Source organism: Geodermatophilus sp. SYSU D01036, assembly GCF_054050435.1.
Map to the genome: position 1 here is coordinate 51,706 of NZ_JBJGZJ010000018.1, position 25,609 is coordinate 77,314.

Sequence of the window (25,609 nt, forward strand, 5' to 3'; positions counted from 1 at the left end):
CGCTGGGTAGGGTCGCGCTCCGTGCGCGTGCTCGTGATCGGCTCCGGTGCCCGGGAGCACGCCCTGTGCGTCGCTCTGCAGTCCGACCCCGCGGTGACCGCGCTGGCCTGCGCGCCGGGCAACGCCGGCACCGCCCGCATCGCCGAGCAGGCCGCGGTCGACGTCGCCGACCCGGTCGCGGTGGCCGCGCTGGCCACCGGCTGGGCCGCCGACCTGGTCGTCGTCGGACCCGAGGTGCCGCTGGTCGCCGGCGCCGCCGACGCCGTCCGCGACGCCGGGATCGCCTGCTTCGGCCCGTCGGAGCAGGCCGCGCAGATCGAGGGCAGCAAGTCCTTCGCCAAGCACGTGATGGCCGCCGCCGGGGTGCCGACCGCCCGCTCGTGGCCGGTCGGCGGGCCCGCCGAGCTGGAGACCGCGCTCGACGAGGCCGGCGCCCCGTACGTGGTGAAGGACGACGGGCTGGCCGCCGGCAAGGGCGTCGTCGTCACGACCGACCGGGACGCCGCCGTCGCCCACGGCCACCGGGTGCTCGGCGCCGGGGGAGCGGTGCTGGTCGAGGAGTACCTCGACGGCCCCGAGGTGTCGCTGTTCGCCGTCACCGACGGGACGACGGTGCTGCCGCTGCTGCCCGCGCAGGACCACAAGCGCCGCGACGACGGCGACGCGGGCCCCAACACCGGCGGGATGGGCGCCTACGCGCCGCTGCCCTGGGCGCCGCCCGGGCTGGTCGACGAGGTGCTGGCCACCGTGCTGCAGCCGACCGTCGACGAGATGCGCCGCCGCGGCGAGCCGTTCAGCGGGCTGCTCTACGCGGGCCTGGCGCTGACCTCCCGCGGCGTGCGGGTGGTCGAGTTCAACGCCCGCTTCGGCGACCCGGAGACCCAGGTGGTGCTGCCGCTGCTGGAGACGCCGCTGGCCGGGCTGCTGCACGCCGCGGCCACCGGCACCCTCGCCGACCACCCGCCGCTGCGCTGGCGGTCCGGGGCGGCCGTCACGGTCGTCGTCGCCGCGGCCGGCTACCCCGAGGCGCCGCGCACGGGCGACCCGGTCACCGGCGCCGACGGCGAGGGGGTGCTGCACGCCGGCACCACCGTCGACGCCGAGGGCACCGTCCGCTCGGCCGGCGGGCGGGTGCTCGCGGTGACCGCGACCGGCGCCGACCTCGCCAGCGCGCGGCAGGCCGCCTACGAGCGGGTGGTCGCCGTCCGGCTGGCCGGCGCGCACTGGCGCACCGACATCGCCCTGGCCGCCGTCGAGGGCCGGGTCTCGGTGCCCGGGTGACCGACCCCGCCGAGGCGGTGTGGAACCGGGCCTGCGACCCGTCCGCGCCGGCCACCCACCCCGGGGACGCCGCGCTCACCGCCGTCCTCCTCTGCCACGGGATGGCGATGAACGGCGGGCTGCTGCACGCGGTGGAGGGCCTGGAGCCCGAGCAGCTCGGGCGTGCCGCGGCCGGCTTCCGCCTGATCGGGCTGGAGGAGGCCGCGGATGCCGTGGAGGACGTCGCCCGGCGGGCCGCCGGGCTGCGGGAGGACGACCTCGACGCCGCCGAGCGGCTCGAGGTCGAGGCGGACCGCCGCTACGCCGCCGCGCTGCCCGAGTGGGACGACACGATCGAGCGGGCCTTCCGGGAGCACCTCCGACGCTCCCCCGGGGCCTACGCGCCCCTCTAGCCCCGGACCCCCACGGCCGGGCGGGCCCGCTCCGGGCGCGGCTCGGGTGGCCGCGGGCCGTCGTGCCGCCGGGACAGGTAGGTGCCGGCGACGTTCGAGCAGGCCACCACCGGCACCGCGATCAGCGCGCCGAAGATCCCGGCGACCAGCAGGCCGGCGGCGATCGCCAGCACGACCGCCAGCGGGTGCACGTGCACCGCCTTGCCCAGCAGCAGCGGCTGCAGGACGTGCCCCTCGAGCTGCATGACCAGGACGACGATCGCCAGCGCGATCAGCGCCTTGATCGGGCCGACGGCGACCAGCGCGACCAGCACCGCGACCGAGCCGGCCAGGAACGAGCCGATGATCGGGATGAACGCGCCGAGGAACACCAGCGCCGCGAGCGGGATGACCAGCGGCACGCCGAGCACGGCCAGGCCGATGCCGATGCCGACGGCGTCGACCAGGGCCACGACGACCGTGGCGCGGACGTAGGAGATGAGCGTGCGCCACGACCGGCGGGCGGCCTCGTCGAGGTAGGCGCGCGAGTCGCGGGGGAACAGGCCGACCAGCCACAGCCAGATGGACCGGCCGTCCTTGAGGAAGAAGAACAGGGTGAACAGCGCCAGGACGATGCCGGTGAACACCTCGCCGACCGTGGCGGCCGTGGTCAGCGCCCCGGTGGCCAGCGTCTCCCGGTTGGACACGATGGCGTCCTGGGCGGCGGTCACGGCGTCGTCGATCTGCCGCTGGGTGACCGGGAAGGTCTCGACGACGAAGTCGCGGATCTGGTCCAGGCCCTGGCTGACCTGGTCGGCGAGGTCGGAGAAGCCGGCGCTGAACCGCTCGACGACCAGCGTGATGATCCCGGCGACGACGGCCAGCCCCACCAGCAGCATCGCCATCGCGGCCAGCGACCGCGGCCACCCGCGCCGGATGAGCGAGGCCGCGCCCGGCTGCAGCAGCGCCGCGAGCAGCAGCGCGACCATCACCGGGACGATCACCACCGCGACGTAGGCCGCCGCGTAGAGCAGCACGTACAGCCCCGCGAGGACGGCGATCAGCCGCCACGACCAGGCCGCCGCCGTGCGCAGCGCGCCGGGCACCGCGGCGTCGCCCTGCGGTGCCTCACGGCCCGGGCCCAGCAGCCGGCGGCCGCGCTCGGCGGCCCGGTGCGGGCGCCCGCCGTCCGGGGGGCCGCTCACCCCGCCCGGGGCCAGCGGCCCGTCGAGGTCGGGGGCGCCGGGCTCGGGGCTGCCCAGCGGCGGCTCGCCGTCGGCGAGCGGGTCGGCGGGGCCGCGGTCGGCCTCCTCGTCGTGCACCTCGTCGTCGTGCACGAGGATCGCCCGGTCACCGTCCCGCTCCGGCCACGCGTGCGGGTCCCGCTCGCCCGCCGCCCGGATGCGCTCGCGCGCGCGGGCGACCAGGGAGCCGGCCTGTCGCAGCATCGGGGTCCTTCCGCGGTCGGTGGGGGCCGTTCTCGATCACGCTAGCGCTGCGGGAGACTGCTCCCGTGCTTCGACGACTCGACCGGCTGCCGGGGGTACCCGCGTGATCGACCGCTACACGCTCCCCGAGATGGGCCGGGTCTGGAGCGACGAGCACAAGTACGAGCTGTGGTGCCGGGTGGAGACGCTGGTGCTGGAGGCGCACGCGGCCGCCGGGCGGGTCCCGGCCGACGTCGTGGAGCCGGTGCGCACCGCCCCGCCGCCGACCGCCGCCCGGGTCGCGGAGATCGAGGAGACGACGCAGCACGACGTCATCGCCTTCCTCACCGCGTGGGCCGACAACACCGAGCCCCGCGCGGCGGCGGCCTACGTGCACCACGGCATGACGTCGTCGGACCTGCTCGACACCGCGCTCGCCGTGCAGCTCACCGAGGCCACCGACGTGCTGCTGGCCAAGGCCGACCGGCTGGTGGCCGCGCTGCGCCACCACGGCCTGGCGCACCGGGAGACCCTCCGGGTCGGGCGCACGCACGGCGTGCACGCCGAGCCGGTGGTGTGGGGGCACCGCGTGGCCGACCTCGCGTTCGCGATGGCCCGCTCCCGCGACCGGCTGCGCGCGGCGCGCGAGCGGGTCGGCGTCGTCGCCATCTCCGGCGCCGTCGGCACGTACTCGCTGATCGACCCGTCGGTGGAGGTCACCGTCGCCGAGGCGCTCGGGCTGCGCCCGGCCGACGCCTCCACCCAGGTGGTCATCCGCGACTCGATCAGCGAGTGGGTCGCCGCGCTGGCGGTGATCGCCACCGTCTGCGAGACGATCGCGCTCGAGGTCCGGCACGGGCAGCGCACCGAGGTGCGGGAGCTGTCGGAGGCCTTCGGCTCCGGCCAGAAGGGCTCCAGCGCGATGCCGCACAAGAAGAACCCGATCCGCTCGGAGCGCATCGCCGGGCTCGCGCGGGTGGTGCGCGCCGCCGTCGTCCCGGTGATGGAGGGCATCCCGCTGTGGCACGAGCGGGACATCTCGCACTCCTCCACCGAGCGGGTGTTCCTCCCCGACGCCGCGATCACCACCGACTACCTGCTGCACCTGACCACCGGCCTGGTGGAGAACCTGGTCGTCGACGTCGACCGGATGCGGGCCAACCTCGACCTCACCGGCGGGCTGATCTACACCTCCGCCGTGCTGCTCGAGCTGGTCGAGTCCGGGCTCTCGCGCGAGGACGCCTACGCGCTGGTGCAGGGCGCGGCGATGGAGACGTGGAACTCCGGGACGCCGTTCCGGTCGACGCTGCGGTCCCGCGCGGACGTCTCCGGCGTGACGCTGGACGAGGCGCGGCTGGACGAGATCTGCCGCCCCGAGGGCTACGTGCGCAACCTCGGCCCGCTGTTCGACCGGCTGGCTGCGCTGTCGTGACCGTCGGCCTGCCCCTCGTCGCGCGCGGCAAGGTCCGCGAGGTCTACGACGCCGGGCCCGGCCGGCTGCTGCTCGTGGCGTCGGACCGGATCTCGGCCTACGACCACGTGCTGCCGACGCCGATCCCGGACAAGGGGCGGGTGCTCACCCAGCTGTCGGTGTGGTGGTTCGGGCAGCTGGCGCCGGTGCTCTCCTCGTTCGGCGCCACCCACCACCTGGTGTCGGCCACCGACGTGCCGGCCGGCGTCGCCGGGCGGGCGATGCTCGTGCGGCGGCTGGACATGCTGCCGGTGGAGTGCGTGGCCCGCGGCTACCTGTCCGGCTCGGGGACCGTCGAGTACTCGCGCACCGGGTCCATCCGCGACGTGCCGCTCCCGCCGGGGCTGGTCGAGGGCTCCCGGCTGCCGGAGCCGGTGTTCACGCCGTCGACGAAGGCCGAGGTGGGGGAGCACGACGAGGCGATCGACTTCGCGCGCGTGGTGTCCCTGGTCGGGGCCGCGCGGGCGGAGGAGCTGCGCGAGCTGACGCTGGCGCTGTACCGGCGGGGCGCGGAGGTCGCCGCGGAGGCGGGCATCCTGCTGGCGGACACGAAGTTCGAGTTCGGGCTGGCTCCCTCCGGCGAGGGGCTCGTCCTGGGCGACGAGGTGCTCACCCCCGACTCGTCGCGCTTCTGGCCGGCGGCGTCGTGGTCGCCGGGCGCGCCGCAGCCCTCGTTCGACAAGCAGTACGTCCGCGACTGGCTGACCGCCTCGGGCTGGGACCGCGTCTCCCCGCCGCCGGAGCTCCCCGACGACGTCGTCGCCGCCACCCGCGAGCGCTACGTCGCCGCCTACGAGCAGCTGACCGGCACCTCCTTCCGCTGATGCGGACGCGCTCGGGCATCGGGTACCGCTCCGGCGGGTCCGGCGGGGACCTGCTCCTGCTGCTGCACGGGCTGGGCGCCACCGGCGCGGTGTGGGACCGGCTGCTGCCCCTGGTCGAGCGCGACTGGCCCGGGTCCTGGGCGGTCCCCGACCTGCGCGGGCACGGCCGCTCCGTGGCCGAGCCGCCCTACGGGTACGCGGTGCACGCGGCGGACGTCGCGACGGTGGCGGCCGACCTGGGCGCCACCCGGGTGACCGTGCTGGGGCACTCCTTCGGCGGCGTCGTCGGCGCGGTGCTGGCCGGCGGCTGGTACGGCGTCGACGTCGTCCGGGTCGTCGCGGTCGGGGTGAAGATCGACTGGACGCCCGACGAGGAGGCCGGCGCCCACCGGATGGCCGCCCGCCCGCCGCAGGTGTTCCCGACCGCCGCCGGGGCCGCCGCGCGGCACCTGCGGCTGGCCGGGCTGACCGGGCTCGTGGACCCGTCCTCCGAGGTGGCGCGCGCCGGGGTCCGCGAGGTCGACGGCGGGTTCGCCCCGACGCTGGACCCGCGCGCGTTCGGCGCCGTCGGCCCGCCGGTCGAGGAGGTCCTGGCGCGCGCGGTGGCGCCGCTGCGGCTGGCCGCGGGCTCCGCCGACCCGATGGTCGGTCCCGACGCGATGCGGCGGGTCGACCCGGACGCGGTGCTGCTCGAGGGCGCCGGTCACAACGCCCACTGGGAGGCCCCCGAGGCCGTGTGGCGCCTGCTCGTCCCCTGAGCCTCCTCGCCCCTCTCCCCCGGCGAGATCACGTGATCTCGCCGCTCCGGGGGGCCGTGCGTGCAGAGATCACGCGATCTCGACGGGGCTGTGGACGGGGTGAGCGGACAGCTGGGATCCCGCGGCAAGGTGCCGCGGTGCCCAGTCGACGCCGTCAGCGCATCACCGGACCCACGACCCGCGCCGCTGCGCACGCGGCCGGACTCGGCGACCGGCACCTGCGCCACCCGGCCGTGCAACGGCTGTCGCGCGACACCTACCTGCCGCGTGCCTTGGTGGACGACGTCGGTGCGCGGGTCGCTGCGGTGCTGATGACCGCCCCGCCCGGTGCCGTCGTCAGCCACCGGACCGCTGCGGACCTGTGGGGTCTCCGGCTCCCGCTGCAGGACCTCGCCGACCGGCGCGTCGACCTGACCGTCCCGGGAGCCACCCGCGCGGAGAGCCGCCGCGACAGGCGGGTGCACCGGCTGCCCTTGGCAGGCGACGAGGTGACGTACCGGTGGGGGCAACCGGTCACCATCCCGTCGCGCACGTGGCGCGATCTGGCCGGGGTGCTCGAACCGCCGGCCCTGCTGGCGGCGACCGACCAACTCCTGGGTGGCCTGTGCTCGACCGCCGACCTGCAGCGTCAGCTCGCCCGCCGGCCGACGGGCCGGGGCGCGGCCCGAGCCCGGAGGGTGGTACCCGTCGCCGACGCCCGGGCCGAGTCACCGATGGAGTCGGTGCTGCGCTGGCTGTTGCACCGGGCCCGGACACCCACTCCGGTGGTCCAGTACGAGATCCGTGACGCGGCTGGGTTCGTGGCGCGCGTCGACCTCGCGTGGCCTGATCACCGTGTCGTCGTCGAGTTCGACGGCGACGGGCACCGCGACCGCGACGTGTTCGTGAACGACCTCCGACGCCAGAACCGCCTGGTCGCCGCCGGCTGGACGGTCCTCCGGTTCACCTCCGCAGACGTCCTCGGCCGGCCGGACGAGGTCATCGCTGCCATCCGCGCGGCACTGCGCTGACGAGATCACACGATCTCGACCGTCATCGGCCCGCGACCTGGCGAGATCACGTGATCTCGCCGGGCAGGGGCCCCCACGGTGGCGAAATCGCGTGATCTCGACCGTGGGGAGAGCGCCGATCTCGCGGGGACGGGCGGGGCCGGGTGCGGGAGCCCGGTACGCTCGGGAGCCGTGCCGCAGGTGGTCGTCGACGTCGTCCTCAAGCCGGAGATCTCCGACCCGCAGGGGCAGGCGGTGCTCGGCGCACTCGGCCGCCTCGGCCACACGCAGGTCACGGGGGTCCGTCAGGGCAAGCACTTCGTCCTCGACGTCGAGGGCACCCCGGACGAGGCGGAGCTGAAGCAGATCGCCGAGACGCTGCTGGCCAACCCCGTCATCGAGGACGTCGAGCTGCACTTGCCGGGGGCCTGAGCCGTGCGCATCGGGATCATCACCTTCCCCGGCTCCCTCGACGACGTCGACGCCGCCCGGGCGGTGCGGCTGGCCGGCGCCGAGCCCGTCGTCCTCTGGCACGCCGACCACGACCTCAAGGACGTCGACGCCGTCGTCCTGCCCGGCGGCTTCTCCTACGGCGACTACCTGCGCGCCGGCGCCATCGCCGCCCGCGCGCCTCTCATGCGGGACGTCGTCGACCGGGCGCGGCAGGGCATGCCGGTCCTCGGCATCTGCAACGGCTTCCAGGTGCTCTGCGAGGCGGGGCTGCTGCCCGGCGCGCTCACCCGCAACAGCCACCTGCACTTCCGCAACCGCGACCAGCGGCTCCGGATCGAGCGGGCCGACACCGCGTGGACGTCGGCGTACGCCGAGGGCCAGGAGATCGTCGTCCCGGTCAAGAACGGCGAGGGCCGCTACGTGGCCGCGCCGGCCGAGCTCGAGCGGCTCGAGGGCGAGGGCCGGGTCGCCGTCCGCTACGTCGGCGGCAACCCCAATGGCAGCCTCCGCGACGTCGCCGGGGTGACCAGCGAGGACGGCCGGGTCGTCGGGCTCATGCCCCACCCCGAGCACGCCGTCGAGGACCTCACCGGGCCGTCGACCGACGGGCTCGGCTTCTTCACCAGCGTCCTGAAGGCGGTCGTCAGCGCATGACGCAGGGTCTCTCCGACCTCGACACGGGCCCCGGCCCGCTGGCCAACCGGCTCGACACCGTCGCGCTCGCGGAGAGCACCCCGGACGTCGAGCAGCCCTTCGCCGAGCTCGGCCTGAAGAGCGACGAGTACGCGCGGATCCGGGACATCCTCGGCCGCCGGCCCACCACCGCCGAGCTGGCCATGTACTCGGTCATGTGGAGCGAGCACTGCTCCTACAAGAGCTCCAAGGTGCACCTGCGCCGGTTCGGTGACCTGCCGCGCAGCGAGCACCTGCTGGTCGGCATCGGCGAGAACGCCGGCGTGGTCGACGTCGGCGACGGCTACGCGGTCACCTTCAAGGTCGAGTCGCACAACCACCCCAGCTACGTCGAGCCCTACCAGGGCGCGGCCACCGGCGTCGGCGGGATCGTCCGCGACATCCTCACCATGGGCGCCCGCCCGGTCGCCGTCATGGACTCGCTGCGCTTCGGCCGCGCCGACGCCCCCGACACCGCCCGCGTGCTGCCCGGCGTCGTCGCCGGCGTCGGCGGCTACGGCAACTGCCTGGGCCTGCCCAACATCGGCGGCGAGCTGCTGTTCGACGAGTGCTACGCCGGCAACCCGCTGGTCAACGCGCTGTGCGTCGGCGTCATGAAGCACGAGGACGTCCGGCTGGCGAAGGCCGAGGGCGTCGGTAACAAGGTCGTCCTGTTCGGCGCCCGCACCGGCGGTGACGGCATCGGTGGCGTGAGCGTGCTGGCCAGCGAGACCTTCGACCAGGAGGGCCCGGCCAAGCGCCCGAGCGTGCAGGTCGGCGACCCGTTCACCGAGAAGCTGCTCATCGAGGCCTGCCTGGAGATCTTCGCCGCCGACCTGGTCACCGGCATCCAGGACCTCGGCGGCGCCGGGCTGTCCTGCGCCACCTCCGAGCTGGCCAGCGCCGGCACCGGCGGCATGCACGTCGACCTCGACCGCGTCCCGCTGCGCGACAGCACCCTGACGCCCGCCGAGATCCTCATGAGCGAGTCGCAGGAGCGCATGTGCGCGATCGTCGAGCCGGACGAGGTCGACGCCTTCCTCGCCGTCTGCCGCAAGTGGGACGTCCTCGCCACCGTCATCGGTGAGGTCACCGACGGCGACCGGCTCACCGTCGACTGGCACGGCGAGCGCATCGTCGACGTCCCGCCGCGCACCGTCGCCCACGAGGGCCCGGTCTACGAGCGGCCGATGCAGCGCCCCGCCGACCTCGACGCCCTGCAGGCCGACGACCCGGCCGCGCTGCCCCGCCCGGCCACGCCGGAGGAGCTCACCGCGCACTGGCTGGCCGTCGTCGCCAGCCCCGACGGCGCGGACAAGACCTGGGTCACCGAGCAGTACGACCGCTACGTCCGCGGCAACACGGTGCTCGCCCAGCCCGACGACGCCGGCGTGGTCCGCATCGACGAGGACACCCACCGCGGCATCGCGCTGGCCCTCGACGGCAACGCCCGCTTCGCCCGGCTCGACCCCTACACCGGTGCCCAGCTCAACCTGGCCGAGGCCTACCGCAACGTCGCCGTCACCGGCGCCCGGCCGCTGGCGGTCACCAACTGCCTGAACTTCGGCTCCCCGGAGGAGCCCGAGGTCATGTGGCAGTTCGCCGAGGCCGTCCGCGGCCTGGCCGACGCCTGCCGCGACCTCGGCCTGCCGGTCACCGGCGGCAACGTGAGCCTCTACAACCAGACCGGCGACGTCGCGATCAACCCGACCCCGGTCATCGGCGTCCTGGGCGTGCACGACGACGTCCGCACGCGGATCCCCACCGGCTGGCGGGCCGGTGGCGAGACCGTGCTGCTGCTCGGCGAGACCCGGCCGGAGTTCGGCGGGTCGGCCTGGGCGAGCGTCGTCCACGGCCACCTCGGCGGCCGCCCGCCGGCCGTCGACCTCGAGGCCGAGCGCACCCTCGGCGAGCTGCTCGGGGCCCTGGGCCGCGAGGGCCTGGTCACCTCCGCGCACGACCTCGCCGACGGCGGCCTGGCGCAGGCGCTGGCCGAGTCCGCGTTGCGCTACGGCACCGGGGGCACGCTGCGGCTCGGGGACGACGCGTTCACCGCGCTGTTCAGCGAGTCCGGCGCCCGCGCCGTCGTCACCACCACCGACCCCGAGGCGGTGCGCACCACCGCCGAGTGGGCCGGCGTCGCGGTCACCGAGCTGGGCACCACCGGCGGCGACGCGCTCACCGTCGAGGGCGTCGGCGAGCTGCCGCTGGCCGAGCTCCGCGCGGCGTGGACGGCGACCCTCCCGGCGCTGTTCGGCACCCCGGAGGCGACCGTGGGCAGCGTCCCGGCGGGCACCGTCCCCACCAGCTGATGCCCGCGCAGCAGCCGATCCCCGCCGAGGAGCTGCGCGCCGCCGTCGACGCCGTCCGCCCCTGGCTGGCCGGGGACGCCGAGCAGCCGGCGCGGTCGGTGCTGGGCGCGGCGGTGAAGACCACCGCGCGGTGGCTGGCCCAGCAGGTACCCGGCCGCTCGGTGGAGCTGCGGGTGCCGCCGCACGTCGCCGTCCAGCTGGTGCCCGGGCCGCGGCACACCCGCGGCACGCCGCCGAACGTCGTCGAGACCGACGCGGCCACCTGGCTGCGGCTGGCCACCGGCGAGCTCGGCTGGGCCGAGGCCGTCGCCGGGGGCCGGGTCAGCGCCAGCGGCAACCGGGCCGACCTCTCGGCCCACCTGCCGCTGCGGCCGCTCAGCCGGTGAAGAGCGTCAGCGCGGTCTTGACCGTCTGGTACAGGCCGTAGGCCAGCGGGACGCCGACCAGCGTCCACGCGAACGCGATCAGCCCGGTGGGCGTGTGCACGGGCTGCTGCCCGTCGGACGAGGTCGTCTTCGACAGCGGCGTGCTCATCGGGCGGCGCTCCGTTCCGGGGTCGAGGGGGCGGCCGGGGCGGCGTCGTGGTGCGGCTCGTGCCACTTGCCGGCCACCGGCCGCACCAGCAGGTTCGCGACGAACCCCACGGCGAGCAGGCCGACCATGATGAACAGCGCCGGCCGGTAGTTGGCCGCCACGAGGCTGCCCGGCTCGCCCTGGGTGTCCAGGACGCTGTTGACGATCAGCGGCCCGGCCACGCCGGCCGCCGACCAGGCGGTGAGCAGCCGGCCGTGGATGGCGCCCACCTGGTAGGTGCCGAACAGGTCGCGCAGGTAGGCCGGGACGGTGGCGAACCCGCCGCCGTAGAAGGAGATGATCACCGCGGCGAGCAGCACGAACACCCAGGTGGCGCTGTTGCCGATGGTGGCCAGCGCGACGTAGAGCAGCAGGCCGACGCCGAGGTAGACCATGTAGATCGGCTTGCGGCCGATGTAGTCCGACGTCGAGGACCACACGAAGCGGCCGGCCATGTTGCCCAGCGACAGGACCCCGACGAAGCCGGCCGCCGCGGTCCCGGCCACCAGCGACGTGTCCCCGGTTCGGAAGAAGTCCTGGATCATCGGCGCGGCCTGCTCGAGGATGCCGATGCCCGCGGTGACGTTGCAGAACAGCACCACCCAGAGGAGCCAGAACTGCGGGGTCTTGATCGCGTTGTTGGCCGAGACGCTCTCGGTGGTGACCAGGGCCTTCTGCTTGATCGTCGACGGGTCGAAGCCGGCGGGCTTCCAGCCCTCGCCGGGCACCCGCACGATGAAGGCGCCGAACATCATGAAGACCAGGTAGAGCGCGGCGAAGGTGAAGAACAGCGCCGCGACGGCGTCCCCGTTCGGCACCGAGCCCTGGGTGCCGGGGTCGTAGGCCGGGTCGTACCAGCTCATCACCTGCCGGGACAGCGGCGAGGCGATCAGCGCACCGCCGCCGAAGCCCATGATGGCCATGCCGGTGGCCAGGCCCGGCCGGTCGGGGAACCACTTGATCAGCGTGGAGACCGGCGAGATGTAGCCGATGCCCAGGCCGATGCCGCCGATGACGCCGTAGCCGAGGTAGACCAGCCACAGTTGGCGGATCTCGATCCCGAGCCCGCCCACGAGGAAGCCGGTGACCCAGAGGCAGGCCGCGGTGAACATCGCCGCGCGGGGGCCGTTGCGGTCGACCCACGTCCCGAACAGGGCTGCCGACAGGCCCAGCATGACGATGGCGATCGAGAAGATGATGCCGATCGCCGTCAGCGATGTGTCGAAGTGCTCGACCAGCGCGGGCTTGTAGACGCTGGTGGCGTAGGCCTGCCCGATGCACAGGTGCACCGCCAGCGCCGCCGGCGGGATGAGCCACCGGTTGAAGCCGGGACGGGCGACGATGCGCTCACGGCGCAGGAAGCCGGGTAGCGCCACGGAGGACCTCCACAGGGACGACGACTGCGGGGAACGCTACGGCCGGGTTCGGGAACCTGCCCGTCGGGGCGGGGTTCCCGGCCAGCGGGAGCAGCGGGCGCGGACCCCGCGGGACCGCCCATAGGCTCCCGGCATGGCCTACGAGGTGAGGGGCGTCGTCGCCCGCAGCAAGGGAGCACCGGTCAGCGTCGAGACGGTCCTGGTGCCCGACCCGGGGCCGGGCGAAGCGGTGGTCGACGTCGCGGCCTGCGGGGTCTGCCACACCGACCTGCACTACCGCCAGGGCGGCATCAACGACGACTTCCCGTTCCTGCTCGGCCACGAGGCCGCCGGGACCGTCGCCGCCGTCGGCGAGGGCGTCACCGACGTGGCCGTGGGCGACTTCGTCGTCCTCAACTGGCGGGCGGTGTGCGGGCAGTGCCGCGCCTGCCTCAAGGGCCAGTTGCAGTACTGCTTCAACACCCACAACGCCACGCAGAAGATGACCCTCGAGGACGGCACGGAGCTGTCCCCGGCGCTGGGCATCGGCGCGTTCGTGGAGAAGACGCTGGTCGCCTCCGGGCAGTGCACCAAGGTCGACCCGGAGGCCCCGGCCACCGCCGCCGGGCTGATCGGCTGCGGCGTCATGGCCGGCGTGGGCGCGGCGATCAACACCGGGGCGGTGCAGCGCGGCGAGTCCGTCGCCGTCTTCGGCTGCGGCGGCGTCGGGGACGCCGCGATCGCCGGGGCCCGGCTGGCCGGCGCGACGACGATCGTCGCCGTCGACGTCGACGACCGGAAGCTGGAGTGGGCCAAGGGGTTCGGCGCCACCCACACCGTCAACTCCCGGCAGACCGACGCCGTCGAGGCGATCAAGGGCCTCACCGGCGGGTTCGGCGTCGACGTCGCCATCGACGCGGTCGGCCGCCCGGAGGTGTTCGAGCAGGCCTTCTACGCCCGCGACCTGGCCGGCCGGGTGGTGCTGGTCGGCGTCCCGACCCCGGACATGCAGCTCACCCTGCCGATGATCGAGCTGTTCGGCCGCGGCGGGGCGCTGAAGTCCTCCTGGTACGGCGACTGCCTGCCGTCGCGGGACTTCCCGATGCTGGTCGACCTCTACCGGCAGGGCCGCTTCCCGCTCGAGGACTTCGTCTCGGAGACCATCGGCATCGACGACGTCGAGGCCGCCTTCGAGAAGATGCACAAGGGCGAGGTGCTGCGGTCGGTGGTGGTCTTCTGATGGCCGCCCGCATCGAGAGGGCCGTCGTGTCCGGGGTGTTCCGCCTCGACGGGCAGGACTTCGACGTCGACAACAACGTCTGGCTCGTCGGCGACGACGACGAGGTGCTGGTGATCGACGCCCCGCACCGCGCCGAGCCGATCGTCGAGGCGGTCGGCGGGCGCAAGGTGACGGCGATCGTGCTCACCCACGGGCACAACGACCACATCACCGCCGCGGTCGACCTGCGCGAGGCCACCGGCGCGCCGGTCTGGTTCCACCCCGCCGACCGGGTGCTGTGGGAGATGGTCCACGAGAGCGCCGAGCCCGACGAGGCGCTGGCCGAGGGCACCCGCTTCCGGGTCGCCGGCACGTCGCTGACCGCGCTGCACACCCCCGGTCACTCGCCGGGCAGCACCTGCCTGCACGCGCCGGACCTCGCCGCCGTCTTCACCGGCGACACGCTGTTCCACGGCGGCCCCGGCGCCACCGGACGCAGCTTCAGCGACCACCCGACGATCGTGCGGTCGATCCGCAGCAAGCTGCTGACCCTGCACGGCGACACGGTGGTGCACACCGGGCACGGCGAGGACACCCGCATCTCCGCCGAGATCGGCACCGTCTCCTAGGGGCGCCGGCCCGGCGTCACGCCGGGCCGGCGTCACCCCCGGTCGGGGTCCCGTCGCTGCCGGACCCTGCCGCCGGGGTCTCCGGCGTGCCCGACCGCTCCAGGCGCTGGCGGATCGCGGCGACGTTGAGCGCCAGGTCCTCCAGCGCCTCGACGGCGCGCGTGGCGAGGGCGAACGTGAGGTTCTCCCGCCGCTCCTCGGCGCTGGGCTCGTGCCGGCGCTGCCGCGTGTCGCGGTCGGTCGCCCGCCGCCACGGGTCCTCGTCCTCGCCGCTGTCGCCGCCGCGCGAGGGGTCGAACAGCCCGCGCAGCATCCGCTGGGCCATCTCCAGGAAGTCGTTCGGGTCGGGCCGGTCGCTGCTCATGTCGGTTCCTCTCAGGTGGACCGTCCGTCAACGCGCCGGACCCGGCCGGGGTTCCGCGCGCCCGTGGCGCACACCGGACCTGCGGGCATCGCAGCCGGGTGGTCACGATCACGGCTCGGACAGGAGGTACCCCCGGGGGCGCCGGTACGCTCGTCGGTGTGCCTCGCGGTGACGGACGGCTGACGCACGACCTCGACCCCCATGCTCCCGGCCCCCAGGACGCCTGTGGCGTCTTCGGCGTCTGGGCACCGGGGGAGGAGGTCGCGAAGCTGACCTACTTCGGCCTGTACGCCCTCCAGCACCGCGGTCAGGAGGCGGCGGGCATCGCGGTCTCCGACGGCGCGTCGGTGGTCGTCTACAAGGACCTCGGCCTGGTCAGCCAGGTGTTCGACGAGTCCACCCTGGGCAGCCTGCGCGGCCACCTCGCCGTCGGGCACACCCGGTACTCGACCACCGGCGCCTCCACCTGGGAGAACGCCCAGCCGACGTTCCGCACCACCGACGCGGGCACCGGCCTGGCCCTGTGCCACAACGGCAACCTGGTCAACACCGCGGAGCTGGCCGGCCGGGCCGCGGACGCCGGCGTCCCCGGCGCGTTCACCGCCAGCACCGACTCCGACCTGGTCACCTCGCTGATCGCCGCCCGGCCCGACATGAGCATCGAGGCCGCGGCGATGGAGGTGCTCCCGCAGCTGCGCGGCGCGTTCAGCCTCACCTTCATGGACGAGGACACCCTCTACGCCGCCCGCGACCCGCAGGGCGTGCGCCCGCTGGTCCTCGGCCGGCTCGAGCGCGGCTGGGTGGTGGCCAGCGAGACGGCGGCCCTCGACATCGTCGGCGCCTCGGTGGTCCGCGAGGTGGAGCCCGGCGAGCTGCTGGCGATCGACGAGAACGGCCTGCGCAGCCAGCACTTCGCCCCGGCCGAGCCCAAGGGCTGCGTCTTCGAGTACGTCTACCTCGCCCGCCCCGACACCACGATCGGCGGCCGCAGCGTGCACGCCGCCCGGGTCGAGATCGGCCGCCGGCTGGCCAAGGAGCAGCCCGCCGACGCCGACCTGGTCATCCCGGTCCCGGAGTCCGGCACGCCCGCCGCCGTCGGCTACGCCGAGGCCAGCGGCATCCCCTACGGGCTCGGGCTGGTCAAGAACTCCTACGTCGGCCGCACGTTCATCCAGCCGTCGCAGACCATCCGGCAGCTGGGCATCCGGCTCAAGCTCAACCCGCTGCGCGACGTCATCCGCGGCAAGCGGCTGGTCGTCGTCGACGACTCGATCGTGCGCGGCAACACCCAGCGCGCGCTGATCCGCATGCTGCGGGAGGCCGGCGCGGTCGAGGTGCACGTGCGCATCTCCAGCCCGCCGGTGAAGTGGCCCTGCTTCTACGGCATCGACTTCGCCAGCCGCGCCGAGCTGATCGCCAACGGCCTCGACGTCGACGGCGTGCGCGCCTCCATCAACGCCGACTCCCTCGGCTACGTCTCCGAGCAGGGCCTGGTCGCCGCCACCGAGCAGCCGGTCAACCGGCTGTGCACCGCGTGCTTCACCGGCCAGTACCCGATCCCGCTCGGCGAGTCCGGGGTGCTCGGCAAGCACGTCCTCGAGGGCAGTCTCCCCGCGGGCGTGGCCCGCACCCCCATGCCGCGGGTCGACGACGCCCAGCGCGCCGTCACCGGCTGGACCGGCCAGCAGGCCGGCAGCCCCGCGGTGCCCGGCGGCGCCGACGACGCCCTGCGCCGTCCGTGAGCGGCGGGTTCACCTACGCGGACTCCGGCGTCGACATCGACGCCGGCGAGCGGGCCGTGGACCTCATGCGGACGGCGGTCGAGCGGACCCGCCGGCCCGAGGTGGTCGGCGGCCTGGGCGGCTTCGCCGGGCTGTTCGCGCTCGACACGACCCGCTACCGGCGCCCGCTGATCGCCTCGTCCACCGACGGCGTCGGCACCAAGATCGCCCTGGCGCGGCAGCTGGACCGGCACGACACCGTCGGCATCGACCTGGTCGCCATGGTCGTCGACGACCTCGTGGCCTGCGGCGCCGAGCCGCTGTTCCTCCAGGACTACGTCGCCTGCGGCAGGGTCGTCCCCGAGAGGATCGCCGCGATCGTCACCGGCATCGCGGCCGGGTGCGAGCTGGCCGGGGCCTCGCTGGTCGGCGGGGAGACCGCCGAGCACGGCGACCTCATGGCCGCCGACGAGTACGACCTGGCCGCCACCGCGGTCGGCGTCGTCGAGGCCGACGCGGTGCTCGGGCCCGAGCGGGTCCGCGACGGCGACGTCGTCGTCGCGATGGCCTCGAGCGGGTTCCACTCCAACGGCTACTCGCTGGTCCGCCGCGTGGTGTCCGCCGCCGGGCTCGACCTCGCCGCCACCCCCGTCGGGCTGGACCGGCCGCTGGGCGACGTGCTGCTCGAGCCCACCCGCGTCTACGCGCTCGACTGCCTGGCGCTGGTGGCGGAGCTCGGCGTCGACGGCGTGCACGCGTTCGCGCACGTCACCGGTGGCGGGCTCGCCGGCAACACCGCGCGGGTGGTGCCCGACGGGCTGGAGGCGGTGCTCGACCGCGGCACCTGGGCGCTGCCGGCCGCGGTGTCCCTGCTCGAGGAGCACGGCGTGCCGCGCGAGGAGTCCGAGCGGGCGTTCAACTGCGGCGTCGGCATGGTCGCCGTCGTCGCCGCCGAGGCGGCGGAGCGGGTGGTGGGCCTGCTGACCGGCCGCGGGGTGCCGGCCTGGGTGGCGGGCACCGTCGCCGCCGGCGGGGCCGGCGCGCGGCTGGTGGGGTCCTACCGCTGATCACGACACATACCGCCGCCCCACGGGGGACGGCGGTGTGTCGTGTCGATCAGACCGGCGGGGAGCCGACCCTCAGCGACTGGCTGCCCAGTCGTCCTCGGAGTCGTCGTCCGCCCATCGGTCGGTGTACTCGTCCTCGTCGTCGTCCTTCGCCGCCGGAGCGGTGTAGGGAGACGGAGTAGAACCCGCCAGCTCGCGCTGAAGCGCGGAGAGGTCGGTGTTCGGTGAGCTGTACTTGAGCTCACGGGCCACGCGTGTCTGCTTGGCCTTCGCTCGGCCGCGCCCCATCGGCTCGACCCCCTCATAACGGAGAACGGGAGCCCAGCTCACGGGCTGGACGGCCCGCGTGGCGACCCCGACTGAGTGACTGTGTCTTGAGCAAGACTACGACACGGATCGACCACCGGCACGGGTCTCCCCCCGCCGTCCCCCGACCGGGGGCGTGGTACGGGCCACGGCCGGCGCCGACCCGGGCAACGGTGCTCGGCGAGGGATGGCGGAGCCGACGCCCTCAGATCCCGTACAGGCGGTAGGAGATCTCCGCCCGGCCGGGCGAGCTGGTGGCGGTGGCGGTGCCCCAGAGGTCGGCCAGCTCGCCGCTCACGCCGTGGATGACGGCGCGACCCTCGCAGGTGAGGGCGAGGTCGCAGGTGAGGGACAGCCGGGCGCGCGCCGTCCCGCTCTGACCGAGGACCTCCCCGGTGGCCTGGACCGCGCCACGGCACCGGATCGCCTCGGCGGTCTGGGTGCAGCGGTAGCGCGCGGTCTCCTGCAAGGAGATGCCGGTACCGGTGGTCACGGCCGTCTCCGAGAGCCGGAAGCGCACGACGTCACCGCTCACGCGCACGTCGAAGGGGGCCGATGCCTGTCCCACCCGGGTGGCCTGCAGCTCCACCGGGGAGCCCTCCCCGGCCGGCGGATGGGCCTGCGCGGTGCCGGCCAGGACCCCCACCAGCAGCCCGGACACCAGGACGAGGAGAGAGAGCAGGCGGCGGCTTCCCATGACGGCTCCTCGCGCAGGTGCCCCGGTCCGGAGGTCGTGTGTCACCAGGGTCTGCCGATCCGGGTCCGCTCGGCCAGGGCACTCGGGCCCTGCCCGGACGCCGCCGGTCGTCAGCGGGGCAGGCGGATGGTCGCCAGCCGGCCCACCGACGTGATGCGCTGCTCGGCCAGCCGGTCGGCGGCGACGGCGGGGGAGACGCCCTCGGCCGCGGCGGTCTCGAACACCCGCAGTGCGACGTCGAAGATGCCGGCCGCCTTGGCCTCGGCGCGGGCGAAGGAGAAGCCGTGCCGCTCGTCCTCGACCTGGATGACCCCGCCGGCGTTCACCAGGTAGTCGGGGGCGTAGAGGATCCCGCGCGCGGTCAGCTGGTCCGGGATGCCCTCGTGGGCGAGCTGGTTGTTCGCGCCGCCGCAGACCACCTCGGCCTGCAGGGCGGCGACCGTCGCGTCGTCGAGCGCGCCGCCGAGGGCGCAGGGCGCGTAGACGTCGGCCGGGCAGCGCACCAGGGTCGCGGTGTCGGCGACCGCCTCGACGCCGGGGTGGCGGGTGAGGACCCGCTGCACCGCGGCGGGGTCGACGTCGGTGACGAGGACGTCGGCGCCGTCGGCGACCAGCCGGTCGACCAGCCAACCGCCCACCTTGCCGACGCCGGCGACGGCGACGGTGCGCCCGGACAGCGTCGGCTCGCCCCAGCGGTGCTGGGCGGCGGCGCGCATGCCCTGGAAGACGCCGAAGGCGGTGAGCACCGAGGAGTCCCCGCAGCCGCCGTACACCTCGGAGCGGCCGTGGGCGAAGCGGGTCTCCCGGCCGACCAGGTCGAGGTCGGCGTTGGTCGTGCCGACGTCGCACGCGGTCAGGTACCGGCCGCCGAGGGCCTCGACGAACCGGCCGTAGGCCCGCAGCAGCGCCTCGGTCTTGTCGGTGCGCGGGTCGCCGATGACGACGGCCTTGCCGCCGCCGAGGTCGAGGCCGGCCAGGCTGTTCTTGTAGGTCATCGCCCGGGCCAGGCGCAGCGCGTCGGCGACCGCCTCGTCCTCGGTGGCGTAGGGGTGGAAGCGGGTGCCGCCGAGCGCGGGGCCCAGCGCCGTCGAGTGGACGGCGATCACCGCCCTCAGGCCCGAGGCCGGGTCGGAGCAGAAGACCACCTGTTCAGCGCCGGAGCCTAAGACGTCCACGACCGCCGAGCCTAGAACGTGCGGAAGTGCCGTCCGTCACCCCGAGGGGGCCTCAAGTCCGCCGCCCGGGATGTCGACAAGTGCTGTGACGGATGTCGGTGACTGTGTCGTGCGGTCACGGTGTGACTTCCGTGCCGCGTGTTGCCACTGTGGCGCGTGTCCGCCGGACGACGCTGACGCCGCACCTGCACCACCCCCTCTTCCCCAGGGAGCGCCCGATGCCGCAGTGCCGTCCCGCCCGGACCCGCGGCCGCCGTGGCGGCGTCCGCGCCGCCCTGGTAGGCCTGCTCTCCTGCGCGGTCCTGCTCGGCACCGCCGGGCCCGCGCTCGCCGTCCCGCCACCGCCGCCGAACCCGAGCGACGGCCAGATCGCCGACGCCCAGGCGGCCCAGGACGCGGCCGCCGCCGAGGTGGGCCGGCTCGCCGCCGAGGTGGCCGCCGCCGAGAGCGAGCTCGAGCGGCTCGGCGTGCAGGCCGAGGCCGCGGGCACCGCCTACCTCGCCGCCGAGGAGGCCCTCGTCCAGGCCCAGGCGGCCGCCGCCCAGGCCGCCGCCGACCTGCAGGGCGCGACCGACGCCGTCGACGCCGCGATCGGCCGCATCGCCGGGTTCGCCCGCGACAGCTACGTCAACGACCCCACCCTGGCCACCGCGTCCGCGCTGCTCGACTCCGCCGGCCCCGGTGAGCTCGTCCAGCGGGCCGCGCTCCTCGAGTACGTCGCCGACACCCAGGTCGACGTCCTCGAGGAGTTCGAGGTCGCGCGGGTCCGGCAGGCCAACGCCGAGTCCGCCGCGCGGGCCACCCGGGACGCGGCCGCGGCGGCCGAGCAGCAGGCTGCCGACGCCAAGGCCGCGGCCGACGCGCAGGTGGCGGCGCAGCAGACCGCCGTCGCCGCGGCCGAGGCGAACAAGGCGACGCTGGACCAGCAGCTGCAGGCGGCGCAGATCCACCTGCTGGAGCTGCAGGGCGCCCGGGACGCCTACCAGGAGTGGCAGCGGCAGAAGGCCGAGGAGGAGGCCGCCGCGGCCGCGGCCGCCGCCCGGGCCGCCGAGGAGGCCGCGGCCGCGGCCGCCGCCGCCCGCGCCGCGGCGGCGTCGGGCACCCCGACCGCCGCCGCCTCCGAGGTCAGCGGGTCCGGCTACGTGAAGCCGACCTCGGGCCGGACCTCGAGCTGCTTCGGCGCCCGCTGGGGCGTCCTGCACGGCGGCGTGGACATCGCCGCCCCGATCGGGACGCCGATCTACGCCGCCACCTCCGGCGTCGTCGTCCGGCACGGCCCGGCGACCGGCTTCGGCCTGGCCGTCTACATCCGCGGCGACGACGGCGCGGTGACGGTGTACGGCCACGTCGACGTCGAGTACGTCGGCACCGGCGAGCGCGTGGTCGCGGGCGAGCTGATCGCCGAGGTCGGCAACCGGGGCCAGTCCACCGGCCCGCACCTGCACTTCGAGGTCCACCCCTCGGGCGCCCTCCACGGCGGCCACGTCGACCCGGTGCCGTGGCTGCGCGCCCGCGGGGTGTCGATCAGCGGCTGCTGATCGGAGGACTCCCGTCCCCACCCCTCGCCGGCTCGCGGCGGGCGCCTGCAGGGGCCGGGGGCGACGACGGCCCGCCCCCCGAGCGGGGAGCGGGCCGTCGTCGTGCTGCCGACTAGCTGGTGGGGGCGGCGGCGCCGCAGTTCTGCTCGCCGAACCGGGCGACGTTGGTGGCCTCCGGGCCCTGCGCGACGGTCACGAACTCCTGGGCCGCGGTCTGCAGCTGGGCCTGGCCGTCGGGGGTGGTGAGGTCGACGGAGTTGGCGGTGTCGGAGAAGGCCTGCACGGCGTCGCCCACGACCTGCCAGTCGCTCGCGATCTCGGCCGGCGGCTGCACCGTGTCGAACGCGGCGGCCGCCTGCTGCAGCAGGCCGGGCAGCTGCTCGGGCGTCGCGGCCGAGAGCTGGTTGCCGAGCTCCTCGTACTGCGCGGCCTGCTCGCAGAACGCCGCGACGGCGGGGTCGTCGCTGGCGCCGGAGGGGCCGCTGGGGCTGCCGCTGGACTCGGCGGAGCTGGAGGTGCTCGCGGCGGTGGACTCGGCGGTCTCCTCGCTGCCCGACCCGTCGGAGCCCCCGCAGGCGGTGAGCACGACGGCCGCGGCCGCGGCCACGACGGCGGAGCGGGACAGGTGCGCGATCGATCGCATGCCCGGAGGCTAACGGCCGGGCGGGCGGTCCGCGTGCGGGCGCGGCTACCGTGCGGGCGTGCGCGCCCCCGCCGACCCACGCGTCACCTGGGACCTCCCCGCCCCCGGCGGGCTGCCGCGGACCGCGGACCTCGAGCCGCTGGTCACCCGCGTGCTGGCCCCCAACCCGTCGGGCATGACCCTCGACGGCACCAACACCTACCTCGTCGGCGCGCCGGGCAGCGGGCAGGCCGTCGTGGTCGACCCCGGGCCCGACGACCCCGCCCACCTCGCCGCGGTGGAGGAGGCGCTGGCCGCCCGCGGCGCGCGCTGCGTCGCCGTCCTGGTCACCCACCACCACGGCGACCACGCCGAGGCCGCGCGGCCGTGGGGGACCCGGTTCGGCGCGCCGGTCGCCGCGGCCGACGCCGCCGTCGCGGGGCCCGGCGGTCGGGTGCTCGAGCCGGGGGAGCGGCTGCGCCTGGCGGGCACCGCGCTGGACGTCGTCCCGACGCCCGGGCACACCCCCGACCACCTGGCCTTCCGGCTGGAGTCCGGGGCGGTGCTGGTCGGCGACCACGTCCTGGGGCGCGGCACGTCGGTGGTCACCCACCCGGAGGGCGACGTCGTCGCCTACCTGGAGTCGCTGCGGCGGGTGCACGACCTCGGGCCGAGCGCGCTGTACTGCGGGCACGGGCCGGAGCTGACCGAGGACCCGGGCGCCGTCCTCGACTTCTACCTGGCCCACCGCGCGTTCCGGGAGTCGCAGCTGCTGGCCGCGCTGGTCCGCGGGGCGGGCACCGTCGACGCGGTGGTGGCCGACGTCTACGCCGAGGTGCCGCGGGCCCTGTGGCCGGCGGCCGCGCAGTCGACCCGGGCCACGCTGGCCAAGCTGGCCGCCGAGGGGCACGTCGTCGTCGAGGGCGAGCGGGTGCGCCTGCCGTGAGCGGGGCCGCCGTCGTCCGGGCCGCCGACAGCGAGCGCGACCAGCGGCGGGCCGCGGCGGCGCTGCGGACGGCCGGGCTGCGGCGCGGCGACCGGCTGCTGGTCTCGGCGGCGTCCTCCCCGGCGCTGCTGGCCGTCGTCCTCGGGGCGCTGCGCACCGGGATCGTGCCCGTGGTGCTCGACCCGGCGCTGCCCGCGGCCGAGCGGGCGGCCCTCGCCGACGACGCCGACGCGGCCCTCGACGCCGGCGGCGACCCCGCTGCGCTGCTCACCGGCGACGACGAGGCCGGCCTGGCCGACGTGCCGCTGGCCCGGCCGATGCACTACACGTCGGGCACCACCGGACGGCGCAAGGGCGTGTGGTCCGGCGTCCTCGACGACGGCGACGCCCGCGCGCTGGCCGCCGAGGAGATCGACCTCTGGGGCTTCACCGCCGCCGACCGGCACCTGGTGCTCTCGCCGCTGCACCACTCGGCGCCGCTGCGGTTCGCCGTGCACACGCTGCTGGCCGGCGGCGAGGTGCTGCTGCCCGGCCCGTTCGACGCCGCCCGGGCGGCCGCGGCGGTCGGCACGCTCGCCCCCACGACGACGTTCTGCGTCCCCACCCACCTGCGCCGGCTGCTCGCCCGCGACGACGTCGACTGGTCCTCCTTCCGCGTCCTCGCGCACGCCGGCGCGCCCTGCCCCGAGCCGCTCAAGCGGGCGGTGCTCGACGCGCTGCCGGCGGGCAGCGTCTGGGAGTTCTACGGCTCCACCGAGGCCCAGTTCACCGTCTGCTCCACCGACGACTGGCTGGCGCACCCGGGCAGCGTCGGCCGCGCGCGGCCGGGCCGGCGGCTGGAGACCGACGAGCGCGGCCAGCTGTGGTGCGCGGTGCCGCGGTGGGCGCGGTTCGAGTACTGGCGCGCCCCGGAGAAGACCGCGGCGGCCTGGCGCGGCGACCGGGTCACCGTCGGCGACCTCGGCCGGGTCGACCCCGACGGCACCGTCTGGCTCGACGGCCGCCGCGAGGACCTGGTCATCTCCGGCGGGGTGAACGTCTACCCGGCCGAGGTCGAGGCGGTCCTCGACGCGCACCCGGACGTGGTGGAGAGCGCGGTCGTCGGCGTCCCCGACGAGGAGTGGGGGCAGCGGGTGGTCGCCGCCTACGTGGGCGCCGCCGACCCCGCCGACCTCGGCGCCTGGGCCCGCGAGCGGCTGTCCCCGGCCAAGCGGCCCAAGAGCCTGCACCCGGTGGGGGAGCTGCCGCGCACCTCCACCGGCAAGGTCCGGCGGCTGGACCTGCCGGGGGTCCTCGGCCTGTGAGCTGGGACATCGGCCGCTGGGACGTCGTCGTGGTGGGCGCCGGCTCGTCCGGCTGCGCGCTGGCCGCCCGCCTCGCCGACGCCGGCCGCCGGGTGCTGCTGCTCGAGGCCGGCGCCGACCACCCCCGGCCCGCCGACTTCCCGCCCGACCTGCGCGACGCCACCACGTTGCGCGCCACCGTGCCGGGGCACCCGGTGAACTGGTCGTTCACCACCGAGCTGACCCCGGGCACGACCGCCCCGCTGCCGCGCGGGCGCGTGGTCGGCGGGTCCAGCGCCGTCAACGGCGGCTACTTCGTCCGCGCCACCCCCGCCGACCACGCCGGCTGGGCCGCCGCCGGCAACGACCTGTGGAGCCTCGCGGTCACGCTGCCGGCCTGGCGCCGGCTCGAGGACGACCGCCAGTACGGCGACCGGCCGGGGCACGGCCGCGGCGGCCCGCTGCCGGTCACCCGGCCCTCCGGCGGCTCGCCGCTGACGGAGGCGCTGGCCGCGGCGGCCGCGGAGCTCGGCGTCCCGGAGGAGCCGGACAAGAACGCCGGCGGCCCGCCCGGCTACGGGCCGGTGCCGTTCACCGTCGACGGCGGCCTGCGGGTCAACGCGGCGATGGCCTACCTGTCCCCGCGGCGGGGGTCGCCGCGGCTGGCCGTGCGCGGCGGGGTGCGGGTGCGGCGGGTGCTCGTCGAGCGCGGCCGCGCGGTGGGCGTGGACACCGACGCCGGCCCGGTGCGCGCCGCCGAGGTGGTGCTGGCCGCGGGCGCCGTCGGCTCGCCGCACCTGCTGCTGCTGTCCGGGATCGGCCCGGCCGCGGACCTGCGCGCGCACGGCCTCGGCGTCGTCGCCGACCTGCGCGGGGTGGGCGCCGGCCTGTCCGACCACCCCCTGGTGTACCTGCCGTGGGTCCCCGTGCCCGGGCTGCCCGAGGGCGACTGGCCGCTGCCGCTGCACGGGTCGCTCAACGCCACCTCCTCGGACTCGCCCGTGCCTGGAGACCTGGAGGTGCTGCCCTGGCTGCGGCCCTGGGGGCGGGTGGTCCCCGGCGGCGGCGGGGACGACAGCACGCTGTCGCTGGCCGCCGGCCTGTACCGCGAGGAGAGCCGCGGCCGGCTGTCGCTGGTCTCGGCCGACCCGGCGGCGCCGCCGCGGATCGAGCACCGGTACCTGGCGACCGCGACGGACCGGCGGCGGCTGCGCGAGGTGGTGCGCCTGGCCGCCGGCCTGCTGCGCACCCGCGCGCTGGCGCCGCTGGTCGCCGCCCGCCCCGGCCCGCCCGCGCACGTCCTCGCCGACGACGCCGCGCTCGACGGCTGGGTCCGGGCGCACCTGACCACGGCGGTGCACCTGGCCGGCAGCGCCCGGATGGGCCCCGACGGCGACCCGGGCGCCGTCGTCGACCAGCACCTGCGGGTGCGCGGCGTCGCGGGACTGCGGGTGGCCGACACGTCGGTGCTGCCGGAGGCGCCCTCGCGCGGGCCCGCGGCGACCGCGGTGCTGGTCGGCGAGCGGGCCGCGGAGCTGATGACCGGCGCCTGACCC

Annotated in this window: 26 protein-coding genes; 18 read left to right on the forward strand and 8 right to left on the reverse strand. The window is 75.8% G+C overall.

The window, feature by feature from the left end; all coding sequences use genetic code 11:
- Positions 1 to 21 precede the first annotated feature (21 nt).
- Together purD and ACI8AR_RS17055 are read left to right on the forward strand one after the other, a co-directional pair.
- Positions 22 to 1,281, forward strand: a complete 1,260-nt coding sequence (purD, locus tag ACI8AR_RS17050; protein ID WP_457052078.1) for a phosphoribosylamine--glycine ligase — start codon at positions 22 to 24, stop codon at positions 1,279 to 1,281.
- Positions 1,278 to 1,673, forward strand: a complete 396-nt coding sequence (locus ACI8AR_RS17055; RefSeq protein WP_457052079.1) for a DMP19 family protein — start codon at positions 1,278 to 1,280, stop codon at positions 1,671 to 1,673. The genes purD and ACI8AR_RS17055 overlap by 4 nt, the downstream gene beginning before the upstream one ends.
- On the opposite strand, the gene ACI8AR_RS17060 is transcribed toward ACI8AR_RS17055, so the two are convergent.
- Positions 1,670 to 3,100, reverse strand: a complete 1,431-nt coding sequence (locus ACI8AR_RS17060; protein ID WP_457052080.1) for an AI-2E family transporter — start codon at positions 3,098 to 3,100, stop codon at positions 1,670 to 1,672. The genes ACI8AR_RS17055 and ACI8AR_RS17060 overlap by 4 nt on opposite strands.
- Before the next feature lie 103 nt (positions 3,101 to 3,203).
- On the opposite strand from ACI8AR_RS17060, the gene purB reads away from it, so the two are divergent.
- The 8 genes from purB (at position 3,204) to ACI8AR_RS17100 (ending at position 10,944) form a co-directional block, all read left to right on the forward strand.
- A complete protein-coding gene (gene purB / locus ACI8AR_RS17065) occupies positions 3,204 to 4,511 on the forward strand; it encodes an adenylosuccinate lyase (RefSeq protein WP_457052081.1) in 1,308 nt (435 codons plus the stop codon).
- Positions 4,508 to 5,374, forward strand: coding sequence for a phosphoribosylaminoimidazolesuccinocarboxamide synthase (locus ACI8AR_RS17070; RefSeq protein ID WP_457052082.1), 867 nt, complete (start codon positions 4,508 to 4,510; stop codon positions 5,372 to 5,374). Before purB ends, ACI8AR_RS17070 begins: the two co-directional genes overlap by 4 nt.
- The gene (locus ACI8AR_RS17075) at positions 5,374 to 6,132 is read left to right on the forward strand and encodes an alpha/beta fold hydrolase (RefSeq protein ID WP_457052083.1); all 759 of its coding nucleotides are present in this window, start codon (positions 5,374 to 5,376) and stop codon (positions 6,130 to 6,132) included. Before ACI8AR_RS17070 ends, ACI8AR_RS17075 begins: the two co-directional genes overlap by 1 nt.
- 137 nt (positions 6,133 to 6,269) lie before the next feature.
- Positions 6,270 to 7,142: a DUF559 domain-containing protein gene (locus tag ACI8AR_RS17080; RefSeq protein WP_457052084.1), complete on the forward strand. Its 873-nt coding sequence runs from the start codon at positions 6,270 to 6,272 to the stop codon at positions 7,140 to 7,142.
- A gap of 171 nt (positions 7,143 to 7,313) precedes the next feature.
- Positions 7,314 to 7,553: a phosphoribosylformylglycinamidine synthase subunit PurS gene (purS, locus tag ACI8AR_RS17085; RefSeq protein WP_387992145.1), complete on the forward strand. Its 240-nt coding sequence runs from the start codon at positions 7,314 to 7,316 to the stop codon at positions 7,551 to 7,553.
- A 3-nt stretch (positions 7,554 to 7,556) separates the two neighbouring features.
- Positions 7,557 to 8,228 carry a phosphoribosylformylglycinamidine synthase subunit PurQ gene (gene purQ, locus ACI8AR_RS17090; RefSeq protein WP_457052085.1) on the forward strand — a complete coding sequence of 224 codons (672 nt, stop codon included), beginning with the start codon at positions 7,557 to 7,559 and terminating at the stop codon, positions 8,226 to 8,228.
- Complete coding sequence (purL, locus tag ACI8AR_RS17095; RefSeq protein WP_457052086.1) at positions 8,225 to 10,558, forward strand: phosphoribosylformylglycinamidine synthase subunit PurL; 2,334 nt, start codon at positions 8,225 to 8,227, stop codon at positions 10,556 to 10,558. The genes purQ and purL overlap by 4 nt, the downstream gene beginning before the upstream one ends.
- Complete coding sequence (locus ACI8AR_RS17100) at positions 10,558 to 10,944, forward strand: sterol carrier family protein (RefSeq protein ID WP_457052087.1); 387 nt, start codon at positions 10,558 to 10,560, stop codon at positions 10,942 to 10,944. Before purL ends, ACI8AR_RS17100 begins: the two co-directional genes overlap by 1 nt.
- On the opposite strand, the gene ACI8AR_RS17105 is transcribed toward ACI8AR_RS17100, so the two are convergent.
- Complete coding sequence (locus ACI8AR_RS17105) at positions 10,934 to 11,092, reverse strand: MFS transporter small subunit (protein WP_456927475.1); 159 nt, start codon at positions 11,090 to 11,092, stop codon at positions 10,934 to 10,936. The two genes, ACI8AR_RS17100 and ACI8AR_RS17105, sit on opposite strands and share 11 nt — an antisense overlap.
- Positions 11,089 to 12,507, reverse strand: coding sequence for an OFA family MFS transporter (locus ACI8AR_RS17110; RefSeq protein WP_457052088.1), 1,419 nt, complete (start codon positions 12,505 to 12,507; stop codon positions 11,089 to 11,091). Before ACI8AR_RS17110 ends, ACI8AR_RS17105 begins: the two co-directional genes overlap by 4 nt.
- Positions 12,508 to 12,640: 133 nt before the next feature.
- On the opposite strand from ACI8AR_RS17110, the gene ACI8AR_RS17115 reads away from it, so the two are divergent.
- Together ACI8AR_RS17115 and ACI8AR_RS17120 are read left to right on the forward strand one after the other, a co-directional pair.
- A complete protein-coding gene (locus tag ACI8AR_RS17115) occupies positions 12,641 to 13,726 on the forward strand; it encodes an S-(hydroxymethyl)mycothiol dehydrogenase (protein WP_457052089.1) in 1,086 nt (361 codons plus the stop codon).
- On the forward strand, positions 13,726 to 14,334 hold the full coding sequence (locus tag ACI8AR_RS17120; protein WP_457052090.1) for an MBL fold metallo-hydrolase: 609 nt from the start codon (positions 13,726 to 13,728) through the stop codon (positions 14,332 to 14,334). Before ACI8AR_RS17115 ends, ACI8AR_RS17120 begins: the two co-directional genes overlap by 1 nt.
- 16 nt (positions 14,335 to 14,350) lie before the next feature.
- Here the strand turns inward: ACI8AR_RS17120 and ACI8AR_RS17125 are convergent, their stop codons facing one another.
- Positions 14,351 to 14,698 carry a hypothetical protein gene (locus tag ACI8AR_RS17125; protein WP_457052091.1) on the reverse strand — a complete coding sequence of 116 codons (348 nt, stop codon included), beginning with the start codon at positions 14,696 to 14,698 and terminating at the stop codon, positions 14,351 to 14,353.
- A gap of 158 nt (positions 14,699 to 14,856) precedes the next feature.
- Here ACI8AR_RS17125 and purF point away from each other — a divergent pair, with 158 nt between their 5' ends.
- The gene (purF, locus tag ACI8AR_RS17130; RefSeq protein WP_457052092.1) at positions 14,857 to 16,440 is read left to right on the forward strand and encodes an amidophosphoribosyltransferase; all 1,584 of its coding nucleotides are present in this window, start codon (positions 14,857 to 14,859) and stop codon (positions 16,438 to 16,440) included.
- Entirely contained in the window at positions 16,437 to 17,486 is a 1,050-nt protein-coding gene (gene purM, locus ACI8AR_RS17135) for a phosphoribosylformylglycinamidine cyclo-ligase (RefSeq protein WP_457052093.1), read from the forward strand. The genes purF and purM overlap by 4 nt, the downstream gene beginning before the upstream one ends.
- 72 nt (positions 17,487 to 17,558) lie before the next feature.
- On the opposite strand, the gene ACI8AR_RS17140 is transcribed toward purM, so the two are convergent.
- From ACI8AR_RS17140 to ACI8AR_RS17150, 3 genes are all read right to left on the reverse strand, one after another.
- Entirely contained in the window at positions 17,559 to 17,774 is a 216-nt protein-coding gene (locus ACI8AR_RS17140; protein WP_457052118.1) for a DUF3073 domain-containing protein, read from the reverse strand.
- A 223-nt stretch (positions 17,775 to 17,997) separates the two neighbouring features.
- On the reverse strand, positions 17,998 to 18,489 hold the full coding sequence (locus ACI8AR_RS17145) for a hypothetical protein (RefSeq protein WP_457052094.1): 492 nt from the start codon (positions 18,487 to 18,489) through the stop codon (positions 17,998 to 18,000).
- Between the two features lie 110 nt (positions 18,490 to 18,599).
- Complete coding sequence (locus ACI8AR_RS17150; protein WP_457052095.1) at positions 18,600 to 19,664, reverse strand: Glu/Leu/Phe/Val family dehydrogenase; 1,065 nt, start codon at positions 19,662 to 19,664, stop codon at positions 18,600 to 18,602.
- Between the two features lie 218 nt (positions 19,665 to 19,882).
- Between ACI8AR_RS17150 and ACI8AR_RS17155 the strand changes: the two genes are divergently transcribed.
- Positions 19,883 to 21,202, forward strand: a complete 1,320-nt coding sequence (locus tag ACI8AR_RS17155) for a M23 family metallopeptidase (RefSeq protein WP_457052096.1) — start codon at positions 19,883 to 19,885, stop codon at positions 21,200 to 21,202.
- Between the two features lie 112 nt (positions 21,203 to 21,314).
- Here ACI8AR_RS17155 and ACI8AR_RS17160 read toward each other — a convergent pair whose 3' ends face one another.
- On the reverse strand, positions 21,315 to 21,845 hold the full coding sequence (locus tag ACI8AR_RS17160; RefSeq protein WP_457052097.1) for a hypothetical protein: 531 nt from the start codon (positions 21,843 to 21,845) through the stop codon (positions 21,315 to 21,317).
- A gap of 58 nt (positions 21,846 to 21,903) precedes the next feature.
- Between ACI8AR_RS17160 and ACI8AR_RS17165 the strand changes: the two genes are divergently transcribed.
- Genes ACI8AR_RS17165 through mftG form a run of 3 tightly spaced genes read left to right on the forward strand, consistent with a single transcriptional unit; the run spans position 21,904 to position 25,606 of the window.
- On the forward strand, positions 21,904 to 22,770 hold the full coding sequence (locus tag ACI8AR_RS17165) for an MBL fold metallo-hydrolase (protein ID WP_457052098.1): 867 nt from the start codon (positions 21,904 to 21,906) through the stop codon (positions 22,768 to 22,770).
- Positions 22,767 to 24,074, forward strand: a complete 1,308-nt coding sequence (locus ACI8AR_RS17170; protein WP_457052099.1) for a class I adenylate-forming enzyme family protein — start codon at positions 22,767 to 22,769, stop codon at positions 24,072 to 24,074. Before ACI8AR_RS17165 ends, ACI8AR_RS17170 begins: the two co-directional genes overlap by 4 nt.
- Positions 24,071 to 25,606 (forward strand): mycofactocin dehydrogenase MftG, encoded by a 1,536-nt coding sequence (mftG, locus tag ACI8AR_RS17175; RefSeq protein ID WP_457052100.1) that lies wholly within the window; start codon positions 24,071 to 24,073, stop codon positions 25,604 to 25,606. The genes ACI8AR_RS17170 and mftG overlap by 4 nt, the downstream gene beginning before the upstream one ends.
- The last annotated feature ends 3 nt before the right edge of the window (positions 25,607 to 25,609 follow it).

Excerpts from the sequence above, each read along its gene's own strand:
- ACI8AR_RS17145 (WP_457052094.1), bottom strand. The coding sequence starts at position 18,489 with ATGGGAAGCCGCCGCCTGCTCTCTCTCCTCGTCCTGGTGTCCGGGCTG.
- ACI8AR_RS17120 (WP_457052090.1), top strand. The coding sequence starts at position 13,726 with ATGGCCGCCCGCATCGAGAGGGCCGTCGTGTCCGGGGTGTTCCGCCTC.
- ACI8AR_RS17125 (WP_457052091.1), bottom strand. The coding sequence starts at position 14,698 with ATGAGCAGCGACCGGCCCGACCCGAACGACTTCCTGGAGATGGCCCAG.
- ACI8AR_RS17060 (WP_457052080.1), bottom strand. The coding sequence starts at position 3,100 with ATGCTGCGACAGGCCGGCTCCCTGGTCGCCCGCGCGCGCGAGCGCATC.
- ACI8AR_RS17155 (WP_457052096.1), top strand. The coding sequence starts at position 19,883 with ATGCCGCAGTGCCGTCCCGCCCGGACCCGCGGCCGCCGTGGCGGCGTC.
- ACI8AR_RS17100 (WP_457052087.1), top strand. The coding sequence starts at position 10,558 with ATGCCCGCGCAGCAGCCGATCCCCGCCGAGGAGCTGCGCGCCGCCGTC.
- ACI8AR_RS17115 (WP_457052089.1), top strand. The coding sequence starts at position 12,641 with ATGGCCTACGAGGTGAGGGGCGTCGTCGCCCGCAGCAAGGGAGCACCG.
- ACI8AR_RS17140 (WP_457052118.1), bottom strand. The coding sequence starts at position 17,774 with ATGGGGCGCGGCCGAGCGAAGGCCAAGCAGACACGCGTGGCCCGTGAG.
- ACI8AR_RS17160 (WP_457052097.1), bottom strand. The coding sequence starts at position 21,845 with ATGCGATCGATCGCGCACCTGTCCCGCTCCGCCGTCGTGGCCGCGGCC.
- ACI8AR_RS17105 (WP_456927475.1), bottom strand. The coding sequence starts at position 11,092 with ATGAGCACGCCGCTGTCGAAGACGACCTCGTCCGACGGGCAGCAGCCC.
- purL (WP_457052086.1), top strand. The coding sequence starts at position 8,225 with ATGACGCAGGGTCTCTCCGACCTCGACACGGGCCCCGGCCCGCTGGCC.
- ACI8AR_RS17075 (WP_457052083.1), top strand. The coding sequence starts at position 5,374 with ATGCGGACGCGCTCGGGCATCGGGTACCGCTCCGGCGGGTCCGGCGGG.